The organism is Bacillus sp. JJ664 (assembly GCF_036962205.1).
Taxonomy (GTDB): Bacteria; Bacillota; Bacilli; order Bacillales; family Bacillaceae_G; genus Gottfriedia.
In genome coordinates this window covers 7,488-21,778 of record NZ_JBALMS010000035.1, presented here as the reverse complement: position 1 = coordinate 21,778, position 14,291 = coordinate 7,488, and the positions used below count along the sequence as shown (strand labels likewise).

Here is a 14,291-nt window from a genome sequence, read left to right as displayed (position 1 = left end):
ATAGTACTAAAGGGGGGGAAGTTGATGCGAAAAGTATTTAGAAACGGCACAAATTAGTAGAGGATAATCACCGCAATCTCAGGGCAATCGAGTATCCTGAAGCGGAAATAAAGAACGTTCTTTAGAAATCGAAAAGTTTTAGGTAATGATAAGGTTTAATGTTGATAGTTAAAAATAAAGGAATGGTCTGATTTTTATTTAGTATGGACTACTTTTCTTATCAGAAAGCAACCGTAAAAAAGAGAAATAGATTGAAACGAAAGGTGCTAGACTCCTGTGGGTGTAGCGGGACAGTTGAGACCTCACAGACGCGAGAAGGAAGGCATGCTAAAAACCACGATGTCCTGTCGTAACGCATGCATGACCCACATCGTGTGGGCCCAGGAGGCTCATCGCACGCCCCACGGAAAGTTGGCATCCTGCAGTGGAAATCAAGAAACATAATCTTTACTAAATTAAATTGTTAAAAGTGTATCAGGGTTGTAAGTCTATACTGTAAGTAAATTCGATAAAAAAAGAAAACTAATTAACATACAAATTAGTTTTCTTTAGACAGTTACTCATATTATTTTAAACTAACAATCTTCAAATTTTTCGCCTGTAAATGCTCAATAATCTTCGGTAAAGCCTCTACAGAAGCCTCTGATTCATGTAAAAGAATGATACAACCAGATTCCGAATTACTCTTTACATATTTAAGAATAGAATTAGCATCACGGTTTTTCCAATCCTCAGTATCCTTATTCCATAGAACCATTTTATAATTATACTTCTGCATTATATCAGTAGTGTACTTGTTTTTTGCTCCATACGGAGGTCTAAACAATGTAACATTTTGATGCGTAATATTTTTAATTAACTTACTCGATTGAAGTATGTCATTTTCTTGTTTTTTATAAGTTAGAGTTGTAAAATCCTGATGGTTCATCGAATGACTACCAATTGAAAATCCATTTGAGTGTGCATACTTAACTTGATCCGGATACTGTTTAACGTTTTGTCCAATATAGAAAAACGTTCCACCAGCCTGATTCTTTTTTAATAGATTGATAATCTTAGAAGAATATTTAGAAGGTCCATCATCAAAAGTAAGAGCCACACTTCCTTTTGGAATACTGTATGTTACTACATTATTTAATGTAATACTCGGAATAGTGGGTATCGTAATAACAGGTTTTTTCGGTTTATTAATTTTTTGTATTTCTTCTTCTTTTATTTTTAGATCATCGGCTTTAACAACACTTTCAGCCTTAACAGGTGTTTGTTCACAAAATAATGTTTTATTAATACAAGAATGGCTAATATAACCTATGAGGATTGTAGAAATGAGACTAAGCATAGCAACTGCAATCCAACCGACCATTGCATAGTGATTACGTGGGCTAGTCTCTTCTACTTTTTTTGTTTGGTTTGAAGACATGTATGGTAAATCATTTATGGATTCTAAATCAACAATGTTTTTGATCTCATGTAGCCTTTTGTGATATTCCTCGGAACAGAGAAAATTGATTTTTTCACTCTTATCCATATGAGTACGTGTCATATAGCTACTGAACTGTCTTGTAGTTTGATCGAATGAACTATGAAGAGAGAGTCTATATTTATAATTTTCCCCAATAATAGAATCTAATAGATTAGCAGTATCATTGTCAATCTCCCAAAGTAGTTCAACTTCTTCATTAAATACTAATCTAATATATAAGAATGATTTATCAATTGTTTGTTTGATTGATAAAAGCTCAATTAGTTTTCCTTGGTAAATTGACATGATTGCCTCCTAACTCTTGTAATCTTTTATTCTGGAACAGTTACTGATGTAGCAGGTTTTGTTGAGAAAGAAAATGACATGCGCTCAGTAAAATCGTTAATGGTCTTCATTAACTCGTTCTTTTCATCAAGTATTTTATGATACTGTTCAACATATTTTTGATTTTCTATTTCTAAGTCTCTAATTTTTTCTTCAAGGTCTTTAATTTTAATCATGTTTTGATATTGTGTTTTAGTCGAGATATCATTTAATTTATTGTACTTTTGAACTTCTTTTTCTAATTGAATTGTCATTTTTTCAAATTCATTATTGGAATTATTTTGATATTCCTTATAATCTTCAATCAATTGATCATAGCTCATTTGTTTCTTTGTAAGCTTGCCTTCAACTACACTAATTTCTTTGTTTTTTTCTTGGATAATTTGATCTTTCTTCATTTGATCATGTTTTAATCTGCTAATCATCTCATTAGCAGTATATAACTGATCCTCTAAATCTTTATTTTTAAAAATTGTAAGTTGGCGGTCATTCAGCATATTTTCTAATGAAATAATTAAGTCTAGTGAGACTTTATCTTGATTATCCTTTGAAAAAGGTTGCTTTTGAGTATTTGCCTCTATTGCTACAGCTTCTTCTATTAAATGATCATCTGCAATTTCAGACGAGATATCCTGTACATTAATAGATGGTTCAAACTGATTTTGTTTAGAAAGGACTCCTTTTAACCAATCAATTGACTTGTTTTTTGAATCTTTGGTCATGTTTTTCGCTCCTATGACTTAAAATGAAGATTGAGTATAAACGGGTAAAAATATATAGTAAATAATGCCTTTGTTAGAAAGTTTTTACTAATATTACAAAAATGTCGAAAATTCTATTATTAATTAATTTAATTGTAAAGTTATGTAACAAATTGTCAATGAAATGAAAAGAAAATAGTTCAATTGTACGGAGAGTGTCGAAAGGTAATAGAATAGAATGTACTATAAATGTTAGTGATCTGTTGCGATAAATGAGTAATTGGATTCTAAATAAATAGAAAATATTGTAAGTACATACAAGGATCAGTGTCAGTTTATAAAACTTTATGTTTTATCCCGCATAATCTTGTTGTGATAAGCACCTTTTTTTGATATGTTTAAGAAAAGTGTCGTAAAATTGGATGTTTTCAGGAGACTACCTATAATATAGGAGAATTAAATGAATATAAAAGAGGATAAATATTACATTAAGTTAGTTTCCATAATAGGAAGTTTAATCATCTTAGAATTACTTGCTTCTATTTTACTTCTACATGATAGTTTGACCCATGCTGTAATAGATACAGCCTTCATCTTAGTTATTTTACTCCTAGTAGTTTTATTTTTAAAAATGAAAGACAAAGGTTCAACGGATCATCACCTTAAAGATCGACAAAGATTAGATCACATTTTTGACACACTTGACGTGGCGATTTGGTCTCATGATTTAAAAACAAATACATTATTAATTACTCCAGGTATTGAAAACCTTTATGGTTATTCTTTAGAGAAATTTTACGAGGATTCATCGTTATGGAGAAAAGTTATCCATCCAGAAGATTTATATGTACTTGATGAACGCGAAAAAATGCTTTCGCAGGGAAAAGCAGTCACAAGTATTTATCGAATTATTCGTAGTGATGGAGAAGTGCGATGGCTACAAGATCGAGGAATTCCCACAGTTGACGAAAAAGGGAAATTAGTAGATTTTAGTAGTGTTCTTTTTGATATTACAAACCGTAAAGAAAGTGAAGACCAATATCGTACATTAGTTGAGATGTCACCAGACATAATTGCAGTGTATAGTAGAGGTCGAATTGATTATATTAATGAAGCCGGATATAGACTTTATGGTGCGTCAAGTCATAAAGAATTAATTGGGAAACCTCCGTCAAAACTAATACATCCTAATATTTTAAGACAAATTAAAGAAAACGAACTTGTATTAGACGAGCAAATAGAAAAAATGAGATTTGAATTTCCTGCACAACGCCTGGATGGTGAGAGCATTGAGGTTGAAATGACAACAATGCCGATATTCTATGAAGGGCGAGCTGCGACGCAAATCGTTGGTAGAGATATTTCTGATCGTAAAAAAGCCGAACAAACAATTCAACATATGGCTTATTACGATGGACTTACTGGTCTACCTAATAGAAATATGTTCAGAAAACATTTAAATGAAGTTTTACATCAAACAAATTGTCAAAAACTTGCCATACTGTTTTTAGATTTAGATCGATTTAAAATTATTAATGACACAAAGGGCCATACAGTTGGAGACCAATTACTTCAAATCGTAGCAAACAGATTAGAGTCTGCTTTTAATAGTAAAGGCATGGTTTCTAGACAAGGTGGAGATGAATTCATCATCTTACTTGAAGAAATTGATCAAGAACAGGTAATTGAAGTTGCACAAAGTATTTTAAGTGAATTTGGTAGTCCGATAGAAATTGATAATCTTGAATTTTTCGTTACGCCAAGTATCGGGATTAGTATGTATCCAGCTGACGGTGAAGATGAAGAGACTTTGATTAAAAATGCTGATACGGCAATGTATTTAGCGAAAGAGCGTGGGAAAAACAATTATCAATTCTATTCTTCTAAATTAGCTGAGCTAACATCTCGTAAATTAGACCTTGAAAAATGGTTGCGAAAATCAATGGAGAAAAACGAACTAACGCTTAACTACCAACCACAAATTGATTTGGAAACAAATAAAATTATTGGTGTAGAAGCACTTATCCGTTGGCATCATCCTGAAAATGGCATTATTTCTCCAGCTGATTTTATTCCTTTGGCAGAAGAAACTGGACTCATTGTTCCTATGGGGAAATGGATTTTAAAAGAAGCTTGCTCACAAAATAAAAGATGGCAAGAACTAGGCTTTGATCCAATCCCAATTGCAGTGAATATTTCAGTGCGTCAAATTCAAGAGGAAAATTTTGTAGAATCAGTATTTCAAATATTAGAAGAAGTTGGCCTAAATCCTCGTTATCTTGAACTAGAAATCACAGAGAGTATAATGCAGGATATTGAACGATCTACAATTGTTTTAAATCAGTTAAAGGAAATAGGTGTTCAGATCTCTATAGATGATTTTGGTACTGGCTATTCATCTCTAAGTTATCTAAAGCATTTACCAATTGATAGCTTAAAAATTGATAAGTCATTTGTAGATGACATTATAAATCATTCAAATAAGGGTGAAATGGTAAAAACAATTATAGATATGGGACATAATTTGAACTTTAACGTTATTGCAGAAGGAATTGAAAAAGAGGAGCAGGTTACATTCTTAAAGCAGTATGCATGTAATGTAGGACAAGGCTATTTTTATAGTAGACCTTTACCTGTTCAACAATTGGAAGAACTGTTATTAAAAAATAGAAATGAAAAAAGCATTCCATTAAATTAGAATGCTTTAGATTATACAAAATTTTAGATTAAGAGTGATTAAAAACGCTTATCTTTCGAGTTGCGAATATACCTCAGATGGTGGTCAACACTGCGAGCAGGAAACAGTGAAGAAAGAGAGTGTTTCTTAACAGTTAAAAAGCATCCTATAATTGGATGCTTTTTTTTATAACTTCATCTCTCGCGTAATTGTAGTGCTTGTAGATTTACTTTTTCCATATGTAAGCAGTCTCCAAACATATTCAAGTGGTCCATATTTCCACTTGGATAAGAAATATTTAGAAAGCTGTATTTGTAATACGATGATGATCACTGCATAAAATGGCTGCATCCAAAGTGCAATAGATAATGTATCTTTAATGAATAATGAAACAAATGCCAATGTAATAACAGAATGAGTTAAATAGTTTGTAAATGCCATTTTACCAAGCTGTGCAAGGAAGGAAAGTCTTTTTTCCCATATTGGTTTTTGTAGTAATCTTAATATGGTACAAACATAAAAAGTTGCTAAAAGTTTTCCAGTGATAAATACGTAATAGCTTGAAGTAATTTGGTGATGAACATACTCTTGGACCATTAAAACAAAAAAAGGGACTGATGCAATCAATACTAAATATTGAACTGTTTTGATTCGTTTTATGTACGTAGGTGTGTCAGTAAAAATGCCAGCTTTTGCACTTGCCATACCTACTAAAAAAATAGGTATAAATTCAAAAGGAAAGACAGTTAATTCATATGGAATGGATGTTAAGAAGAAATGCCATCTTTCTTTCATTTGTTCTAAAAACTGATAATAATAATTTACTTCACCATTTTCATTTTTAAAAGCAGTAAATAGATTACTAGATGATTCGTCACTAGCTTTGTCTAATGCAAAATGAGCTATTGATTCTAGCGAAAAATATATCAAAAACAAACAGCCCGCCCAGATCAATATCTTTTTTACACTACTTTTATAGAATAATAGTAAAATGAAGCCGAGTAAGGCATATGTATGTAAAATATCTCCTGCCCATAAAAATAAGATATGAATCACTCCAAAAATAAACATCCAAACTAAACGTCTACTAAAGAATTTGTATGGCGATAACCCCTTTTTCTCAATACTATTCATAAAATAAAATCCACTTACACCAAATAAAAATGCAAAGATTGTATAAAACTTGGTTTGAATCAACATGTCATATATTAATCTAGTAAAACTATCTATACCCACATATTCAAAATGATAGTAAAAATCAGGCATGAACATTGAAGGTATATTGACGAAAAAAATGCCAATTAAGGCAAAACCACGAATGATATCTATTGATATGATTCTTTCTTTTGTATTCGATAATGGTAAATTCATTTTTTAATCTCCTTTTAATAATTAGTTATATTATAAATGATTACGCATTCTTTTGCCTTTTTTGAAAAGTTCAAAACTGATAAACTATTATATTTCCAGTCTAAGATAAAGGTTAAAAGATGTTGTGAAACGAGTACAGTTAACAACTCGTTTTTCTTTTTCTATAAAAAACGCTGAAGTTAAATTGACATTTATCAAACATTATCATAATATGTTTATAAATAAATAAACAAATGAAGGTTGTGTTTGGTTTTATGGAGAACGTAGAAGTTTTTTGGAATGCTAATTTGGAAGAACTTAAAAAAGGTTATATAGATGAAAATGAACATTATGTTTGTTTGTTATGCAGTAAAAAAATTGAAAAGGGAATTATTTATCAAGAAGATGGTATCTTCTATGAAGCTGAAAAGTATATGAAACTGCATATTGAAAGTATTCATGAATCAGTTTTTGATTATTTAATTCAGCTTGATAAGAAGCTAACTGGGTTAACGGACCATCAAAATCATCTTCTGCGCCTATTTTATTTAGGAAAAAGTGACGCGGACATTCAGAAGGAAACAGGAATCGGTAGTGCTTCTACAATTCGAAATCATCGGTTCGTTTTAAAAGAAAAGGAACGTCAAGCTAAGTTGTTATTAGTATTAATGGAGCTTTTAAAAGAAAAGGATCAGCATGCCCCAAGTTTTTTACCACTGCATAAGACTGCAAAAATGGTGGATGAAAGATACAACATTACTGAAGATGAAAGAGAAAAAGGCTTGAAGAAATATTTTCCCGAAGGATTAAATGGACCATTGAAAAAATTCCCATTGAAAGAAAAACAAAAGCTTGTAGTTCTAAGGGAGATTGTGAAACGATTTGAACCAAATAAAATATATCATGAAAAAGAGATTAATGAAGTGCTAACAACAATCTACGACGATTATGTGATCTTAAGAAGATATTTAGTTGAGTACGGTTTTATTGATCGTAAACCTGATGGTAGTCAATATTGGCTAAAAGAATAATAAAAGCGAGGTTAATAAAATGAATCGTAAAAAAGAATTAAAGATGCAATATAAAGAAACAAAGACTCAAGCTGGGGTTTATCAAATTAAGAATTTGGTAAATGGTAAAGTTTTTATTGGAAGTACAATGAATTTTAAAACTTTAAATGGGAAGAAATTTGAATTAGAGGCAGGTTCTTCTACAAATAAACAACTCCAAAAAGAGTGGAATGAATTCGGCAAGAATCAATTTGTTATAGAAGAATTAGAAACACTAAAAGTAAAAGAGGAACAATACTTTGATGCAAAGCGTGAATTGAAGAAACTAGAGGAGAAGTGGTTAAATGAGCTTTCACCATATGGTGAGCGAGGCTATCATACAGAAAAAATAAAATAAGGAGGGAGGTTCATGATTCAAACTGAAAAAGTGAGCAAAGAAGGTGTAAGTACTACTTCACAAAAACTCACACTATTACGCCCAATGGTCATATTTCTTTTACCATTGTTATTCAGTAATATTTTACAGTCCATAGGCCAAGTATTTAGCATGATCGTTGTTGGGCATTGGCTTGGGGAAAGTGCATTAGCAGCTATATCGGCATTCTTTCCATTATTTTTTCTATTAATATCTTTTGCGATTGGGATTGGATCTGGTGGTTCTATATTAATAGGGCAAGCATATGGCGCAAAAATGACAGAAAGATTAAAGTCAATTGTTGGTACAACGCTAACTTCTACTTTTATACTAGGTCTTGTTCTTGCAATCATAGGGAGCATTTTTACAGAGGATATATTAAAAGGTATGGGCACTCCTGGGGATATATTAGCGGTTAGTGTTAAATACGCCAGAATATTATTTTGGTCTATTCCAATTATGTTTTTGTATACAGTCTATACGACGCTAATGCGTGGGACTGGTGATTCAAAAACACCGTTCTACTTCCTTGTGCTTAGTACAATTTTAAATGTAGTATTATTACCACCATTTGTATTTGGGTGGTTGGGATTTCCGAAGTTTGGTATATATGGTGCGGCTTATGCAAGTCTTGTTTCAACAGTCATAACTTTTTTAGCACTACTAGTTTATTTACAGAAAAAACAACATTTAATTCAGATAGACTTTAAATCAAGTAGATACCTGCGTATAGATAGTGGAATCCTAAAACTATTATGTAAACTTGGTATTCCGACAAGTATTAATATGATCTTTCTATCATTGTCTGAAATAGCAGTCATTACTTTCGTAAATAAATATGGGTCTGATGCAACTGCTTCATATGGAGTAGTCAATCAACTACTCAGTTATGTTCAAATGCCGTTGCTCTGTATCAGCATTACTGTATCAATTTTTGCTGCCCAATCGATCGGCGCAAAGCAATATGATCGATTGAGTCAAGTAGTTAAAATAGGTTTGATTTTAAATTATGTACTTGGTGGGGCAATTATATTATTAATGTATTTATTTACAAAACCAATTCTTCAGCTATTTTTAACAAGTCAGACAACATTATCGATTGCAAATAGCTTGTTAATGATCACTTTATGGAGTTATTTAATACTCGGCCATACATTTATTATCACTTCAACAATGCGTTCTAGTGGAACAGTTCTGTGGCCAACTATTATTAGTATCATTTCAATTTGGTTAATTGAAGTACCAGTTGCATATCTTCTATCCCATTTTACAAATTTAGGGATGAAAGGTATTTGGATTGGTTATCCGGCAGCCTTTATCGTAGGTCTTGGATTACAATATTTATACTACCGCTTATCATGGAAGAAAAAGAGTATTACTCGTTTAGTAACATAACTCATAGTTTCATTGAATACGTTGTTTAAAGTGAAAGCTAATCTTTACAGATTAGCTTTTTTTCTATTTGAATCCTAATGATAAACGACTTCGTTTTGTCACATTTTGTCGTATACCTTTAAAGTAATAAGTCCATACTTTTATAGATACCAACAAATGTATTTTCATAATCATTACTACAAATTAGTAGGTGAAACATAACTTTTTGATTAGAATAATTTTCTTTCATAGACAATATGATAAGAAATTGTAGGGGGGATATCAGATGGAGTTGGATAATGTAACGCTCAGTAGATTACTAACGAGCATGACGCTAATATTTCATATTATTTTTGCGACAATTGGTGTAGGAATACCCTTAATGATTGCAATTGCTGAAGGTCTTGGCATATTAAAAAAAGATCCACATTATACGCTTATGGCAAGAAGGTGGGCAAGAGGATATACCATTACAGTTGCAGTAGGTGTCGTTACGGGGACATGTATTGGATTACAGCTATCTTTATTATGGCCAAGCTTTATGCGAATTGCTGGTCAAGCAATCAGTTTTCCATTGTTTATGGAGACATTTGCCTTCTTTTTTGAAGCGATCTTTCTTGGTATTTACTTATATACTTGGGACCGATTTAAAAAACCAATCTATCATTGGCTCATTATTTTACCTGTCATATTAGGTTCAACATTATCTGCATTTTTTATCACAACTGTTAATGCATTTATGAATACACCTCAAGGATTTACATTAGAGAATGGTGTCATTAAAACTGTAGATCCGATTGCTGCTATGTTTAATCCCGCAGCTCCGTCAAAAACACTGCATGTAATTGTTACAGCATATGTTGCTTCAGCACTGATTTTAACGTCTATTGCTGCAATCCAAATGCTAAGAGGAAAAATTACCGATTACACGAAGAAAGGTCTTCGGTTAGCAGCAACAATGGGATTAATTTTTGCAGTGTTGACTGGTGTAACTGGAGATATTTCCGCAAAATTTCTTGCTCATTATCAACCTGAAAAACTAGCTGCAATAGAATGGCATTTTGAAACTGAAAAGGGAGCAGACTTTGTTTTATTTGGAACATTAGATGATGAAACACATGAAGTAAAATATGAGATTCGCATACCGAAATTATTAAGCTTTCTATCTTTTTCAGATTTTAATGCGCCAGTTACAGGTCTAAATGAATTCCCAGAGGACGAAATACCACCTTTATTTATTCACTATTTATTTGATATTAAAATGACATTTGTTGGATTAATCATTTCAATGACCTTTTTATTTGTTGCCTTTTCAATTAAGAAAAAGAATTGGATGTATAATAAATTGCTATTAACCGGATTAGCTCTTACGGGTCCTTTAGCGATGATCAATATTGAATTAGGGTGGATGATTGCGGAAATTGGTCGTCAACCGTGGATATTAAGAGGATATATGAAAGTAGCGGAAGGGGCGACTACTGCAAAAGGATTAGGCAGTATGTTCTGGTTATTTTTCGCTTTGTACTTATTCCTTGGCATATTTTGTACAATTGTCATCCGAAAAATGTTTATTCATAATCCACCTGAAGAAGAGTTAGCATATCGTAACAAAAAATGATGTAAAAAGGAGGGTGAACTATGAATACTGAATTATTAGGAATTATTGTGTTATGGACTTTTCTTTACGGATATATTATTGTAGCTTCTATTGATTTCGGAGCAGGTTTTTTCGCATACTATGGAAAAGTTACGAAAAAAGACCATCTTATTAGTAATATTATTAGTCGATATTTATCTCCTGTTTGGGAAATAACAAATGTGTTTTTTGTTTTTTTCTTTGTCGGAATCATCGGTTTTTTTCCAAGTGTAGCATATTACTATGGAACGGCTTTATTAATTCCTGGAAGTATCTCTTTAGTGCTATTAGCTATACGTGGATCGTTTTATGCCTTTTCGAATTATGGTTCAAAGGACAATAAAATTTATCTCTTTTTATATGGAGCAACTGGATTATTAATACCTGCATCTTTATGTACGGTTCTCACAATTTCTGGTGGTGGCTATATAGTTGAAAAAAACGGCGTAGTAGAATTTCTGGCAGAAAAACTATTATCAAGTATTTATTCCTGGAGTGTCGTCATCATTGCAATTATTTCAGTACTGTACATAAGCGCTACATTTTTAACGTATTATGCCAGTAAAGCGAAAGACGAAGGTGCATTAGCCATCGTTAGACAATATGCGTTATTTTGGACAGTTCCAACAATCTTATCAAGTTTCTTAGTGTTTGTTGGTTTAAGAGATAACAATCTACACTTTTATCAAAATATTATTGATCGTTATTGGTGGATGTTTTTATTATCATTAATATGTTTCTTGATCGCTTCGTTATTAATTTTGTTAAAACGCTATTATGGAGTCGCTTTTCTATTTGTCATGCTGCAATTCTTTTTTGCATTTTTTGGGTACGGCGCTGCACATCTACCATATATATTAGACCCATATATTACAATCTATAATGGCTATACAAATGAAACTTCAGGTATGATGTTAGTCATTGTATTTGTTCTAGGATTGCTCTTATTAGTTCCTTCGCTACTATTTTTGTTTAAGTTATTTTTATTTGATGCTGAGTATGTTCAAGGGAAAAAATAAAAAGGGGAGATTGAAATGCACTCTTCTAACAAGCAGGAAAAGCGGCTCGTCATCTTATGTTTTATCGTTGCGTTTATTATGATCCTATCGTTTATTAGTAAATTATTTCATTAAAAAAATCCTCCGTTGGGAGGATTTTTTGTTTACTCTTTCGTTAGTATATTTCCTTCTTTAACGATTAAAGTGCGTGTTGAGACATTTTTAGCAAATTCCATATCGTGAGTAATCACTAGTATGCTCATTCCTTCAGCTGCAAGGCTCTTCATTATAGAAGCTACCCCATTTGTTAATTCAGGATCGAGAGCGGAAGTCGGTTCATCGAAACAAAGTATTTTTGGTTGAAGTGCACAAGCTCTAGCAATAGCAACACGTTGTTGTTGACCGCCTGATAATTCAAACGGATAAGCATCTGCTTTTTGGGTTAAACCGACTTGCTCTAATAAAGTAAGCGCACGACGTTTAGCCTCTTCATTATTCAAGCCTAATACTAGGATTGGGGCTTCAATAATGTTTTCAAGTACTGTTTTATGTGGAAATAAATTAAAGTTTTGAAAAACAAGGCCAACATCTTTACGAACTTTTAATAAATCTTTTTGTGATTGAATGATTTGTCCATCAATTTCAATTGTTCCACTATCAAAGTTTTCTAGGCCATTAACGCAGCGTAGGATTGTTGTTTTACCTGCTCCGGATTGACCTAGTAGCGTGACAATTTCACCTTTATTTACTTCAAAAGAGACTTCTTTTAAAACAGTTTGTTTTCCAAATCGTTTTGTTAATGAATTTACTTTTAACATGAAGGTCCCTCCTTACTCATAATACGAAAATCGATTTTCTAATCGTTTAAAGATATTCGTTAAAATAGCAGTTAAAAGTAGATATAAAATAGAGACAAATAGTAAAGGAACTAATGAAGCACTCGTATTTGATGCAATTTTTGCCACACGCAGCATATCATCAAGCCCAACAACATAGACAAGAGCAGAGTCTTTAATGAGTGTGATGACCTCATTCGATACTGGAGGTAATACTTTTTTTGTCATTTGCGGTAAGATAATTCTTTTGAAAGCTTGAGATTTGCTAAGTCCTAAAACTTCAGCAGCTTCATATTGTCCTTTATCAATTGATTGAATGCCAGCTCTAAATATTTCACCAAAGTAAGCAGCATAGTTTAGCGTGAAGGCAATAATGACTGTAGTAAAACGATCAAAGACTATGCCGATTAAAGGTAAGCCGAAAAATATGAAAATTAATTGTAAAAGTAGAGGTGTTCCTCTCATTACAAGGATATATGATTGTATAAATGTTCTAATTGCTTTATTTCTTGATAATCTGCCAAGTGCGATTACAATTCCAAGTGGAATGGATAACGCTAGTGTAATCATAAATATTTCTAGCGTTACTGTAAGTCCATCCAGCATTGAAGGAATTAAGGATGTGATTGTTTCCATTGCGAATGCTCCTTTATTTCAATGTGCCAAACCATTTTTGATAAATTTTGTCATACGTTCCATCTTTTTTCATTGCATCAATTTGTTTATTAATTTTATTTAGTAATTCTTTATCGTCTTTTCTAACACCAATTCCGTAATCTTCTTCACCGAAGTTATCTTCTAAAATTTTATATTTACTTTCGCCACGTTTATTCATGTAGTAACGTGCTAATGTTTCATCTGCAACTACAGCATCAACGCGTTTTGCTTCTAAATCCATTAATGCTTGGTTATTGTTTTCGTATAATACTGGCTTTCCGTCTTTGAATGAATCTACTAAGTCTTTCTCTTTATTAACAGCTTCTAAAGAACTTGAACCTTCCTGAATCCCGACAATTTGACCTTTTAGATCTGATTTAGATTGAATACTTGAATTTGCTAGTGTGATAATGACTTGTCGATTACTTAAGTAAGCTTTTGAGAAGTTAACTTTTTTCTTTCGTTCGTCAGTAATTGAATAACCATTCCAAATTGTATCGATATTACCAGAGATTAATTCAGTTTCTTTCATTGACCAATCAATTGGTTGGAATGTTACTTTCATATTTTCGCGTTTAAATACTTCTTTTGCTAAATCAATATCAAACCCTACAAATTTACCTTGATCATCTTTAAAACCCATTGGTACAAAAGTATCGTCTAAACCAAGGATTACTTCATTTGCATTTCTTTTTTCTTTACCACAACCTGATACGATTAAAATTGATATCATAAGCATGATTATTGCTGTTATATATTTGTTTTTCATTTTTCTCTCTCCTTAAAATAGTATTTATTTATATAAACAAAAAACTCCCGTCCTCTAGCTA

At 32.0% G+C, this 14,291-nt stretch carries 12 protein-coding genes; 6 read left to right on the top strand and 6 right to left on the bottom strand.

The window, feature by feature from the left end; genetic code table 11:
- Nucleotides 1-565: 565 nt before the first annotated feature.
- Together V7056_RS05560 and V7056_RS05555 are read right to left on the bottom strand one after the other, a co-directional pair.
- Complete coding sequence (locus V7056_RS05560) at nt 566-1,768, bottom strand: polysaccharide deacetylase family protein (protein WP_499700052.1); 1,203 nt, start codon at nt 1,766-1,768, stop codon at nt 566-568.
- Between the two features lie 26 nt (nt 1,769-1,794).
- The gene (locus V7056_RS05555; RefSeq protein ID WP_499700050.1) at nt 1,795-2,529 is read right to left on the bottom strand and encodes a hypothetical protein; all 735 of its coding nucleotides are present in this window, start codon (nt 2,527-2,529) and stop codon (nt 1,795-1,797) included.
- A gap of 439 nt (nt 2,530-2,968) precedes the next feature.
- Between V7056_RS05555 and V7056_RS05550 the strand changes: the two genes are divergently transcribed.
- Nucleotides 2,969-5,206: a putative bifunctional diguanylate cyclase/phosphodiesterase gene (locus V7056_RS05550; RefSeq protein ID WP_499700049.1), complete on the top strand. Its 2,238-nt coding sequence runs from the start codon at nt 2,969-2,971 to the stop codon at nt 5,204-5,206.
- Between the two features lie 165 nt (nt 5,207-5,371).
- Here the strand turns inward: V7056_RS05550 and V7056_RS05545 are convergent, their stop codons facing one another.
- Nucleotides 5,372-6,556: a DUF418 domain-containing protein gene (locus V7056_RS05545; protein ID WP_499700047.1), complete on the bottom strand. Its 1,185-nt coding sequence runs from the start codon at nt 6,554-6,556 to the stop codon at nt 5,372-5,374.
- 254 nt (nt 6,557-6,810) lie between these two features.
- Here V7056_RS05545 and V7056_RS05540 point away from each other — a divergent pair, with 254 nt between their 5' ends.
- The 5 genes from V7056_RS05540 to V7056_RS05520 all read left to right on the top strand — a co-directional run bounded on the left by V7056_RS05540 (nt 6,811) and on the right by V7056_RS05520 (nt 11,989).
- On the top strand, nt 6,811-7,566 hold the full coding sequence (locus tag V7056_RS05540) for a DUF2087 domain-containing protein (protein ID WP_499700045.1): 756 nt from the start codon (nt 6,811-6,813) through the stop codon (nt 7,564-7,566).
- A gap of 19 nt (nt 7,567-7,585) precedes the next feature.
- Complete coding sequence (locus V7056_RS05535) at nt 7,586-7,942, top strand: GIY-YIG nuclease family protein (protein WP_499700043.1); 357 nt, start codon at nt 7,586-7,588, stop codon at nt 7,940-7,942.
- Between the two features lie 84 nt (nt 7,943-8,026).
- Nucleotides 8,027-9,355 (top strand): MATE family efflux transporter, encoded by a 1,329-nt coding sequence (locus V7056_RS05530; RefSeq protein ID WP_499700235.1) that lies wholly within the window; start codon nt 8,027-8,029, stop codon nt 9,353-9,355.
- Between the two features lie 265 nt (nt 9,356-9,620).
- Entirely contained in the window at nt 9,621-10,952 is a 1,332-nt protein-coding gene (locus tag V7056_RS05525; RefSeq protein ID WP_499700041.1) for a cytochrome ubiquinol oxidase subunit I, read from the top strand.
- 20 nt (nt 10,953-10,972) lie between these two features.
- Nucleotides 10,973-11,989, top strand: coding sequence for a cytochrome d ubiquinol oxidase subunit II (locus V7056_RS05520; protein WP_499700039.1), 1,017 nt, complete (start codon nt 10,973-10,975; stop codon nt 11,987-11,989).
- A 143-nt stretch (nt 11,990-12,132) separates the two neighbouring features.
- Here V7056_RS05520 and V7056_RS05515 read toward each other — a convergent pair whose 3' ends face one another.
- The 3 genes from V7056_RS05515 to V7056_RS05505 are packed head-to-tail and all read right to left on the bottom strand — an operon-like array spanning nt 12,133 to nt 14,230.
- Complete coding sequence (locus tag V7056_RS05515; protein ID WP_499700037.1) at nt 12,133-12,786, bottom strand: amino acid ABC transporter ATP-binding protein; 654 nt, start codon at nt 12,784-12,786, stop codon at nt 12,133-12,135.
- A gap of 12 nt (nt 12,787-12,798) precedes the next feature.
- Complete coding sequence (locus tag V7056_RS05510) at nt 12,799-13,440, bottom strand: amino acid ABC transporter permease (protein WP_499700035.1); 642 nt, start codon at nt 13,438-13,440, stop codon at nt 12,799-12,801.
- 13 nt (nt 13,441-13,453) lie between these two features.
- Entirely contained in the window at nt 13,454-14,230 is a 777-nt protein-coding gene (locus tag V7056_RS05505) for an amino acid ABC transporter substrate-binding protein (RefSeq protein ID WP_499700033.1), read from the bottom strand.
- Nucleotides 14,231-14,291: the final 61 nt, after the last annotated feature.

Excerpts from the sequence above, each read along its gene's own strand:
- V7056_RS05510 (WP_499700035.1), bottom strand. The coding sequence starts at position 13,440 with ATGGAAACAATCACATCCTTAATTCCTTCAATGCTGGATGGACTTACA.
- V7056_RS05525 (WP_499700041.1), top strand. The coding sequence starts at position 9,621 with ATGGAGTTGGATAATGTAACGCTCAGTAGATTACTAACGAGCATGACG.
- V7056_RS05560 (WP_499700052.1), bottom strand. The coding sequence starts at position 1,768 with ATGTCAATTTACCAAGGAAAACTAATTGAGCTTTTATCAATCAAACAA.
- V7056_RS05550 (WP_499700049.1), top strand. The coding sequence starts at position 2,969 with ATGAATATAAAAGAGGATAAATATTACATTAAGTTAGTTTCCATAATA.
- V7056_RS05515 (WP_499700037.1), bottom strand. The coding sequence starts at position 12,786 with ATGTTAAAAGTAAATTCATTAACAAAACGATTTGGAAAACAAACTGTT.
- V7056_RS05520 (WP_499700039.1), top strand. The coding sequence starts at position 10,973 with ATGAATACTGAATTATTAGGAATTATTGTGTTATGGACTTTTCTTTAC.
- V7056_RS05540 (WP_499700045.1), top strand. The coding sequence starts at position 6,811 with ATGGAGAACGTAGAAGTTTTTTGGAATGCTAATTTGGAAGAACTTAAA.
- V7056_RS05535 (WP_499700043.1), top strand. The coding sequence starts at position 7,586 with ATGAATCGTAAAAAAGAATTAAAGATGCAATATAAAGAAACAAAGACT.
- V7056_RS05530 (WP_499700235.1), top strand. The coding sequence starts at position 8,027 with ATGGTCATATTTCTTTTACCATTGTTATTCAGTAATATTTTACAGTCC.
- V7056_RS05545 (WP_499700047.1), bottom strand. The coding sequence starts at position 6,556 with ATGAATTTACCATTATCGAATACAAAAGAAAGAATCATATCAATAGAT.
- V7056_RS05555 (WP_499700050.1), bottom strand. The coding sequence starts at position 2,529 with ATGACCAAAGATTCAAAAAACAAGTCAATTGATTGGTTAAAAGGAGTC.
- V7056_RS05505 (WP_499700033.1), bottom strand. The coding sequence starts at position 14,230 with ATGAAAAACAAATATATAACAGCAATAATCATGCTTATGATATCAATT.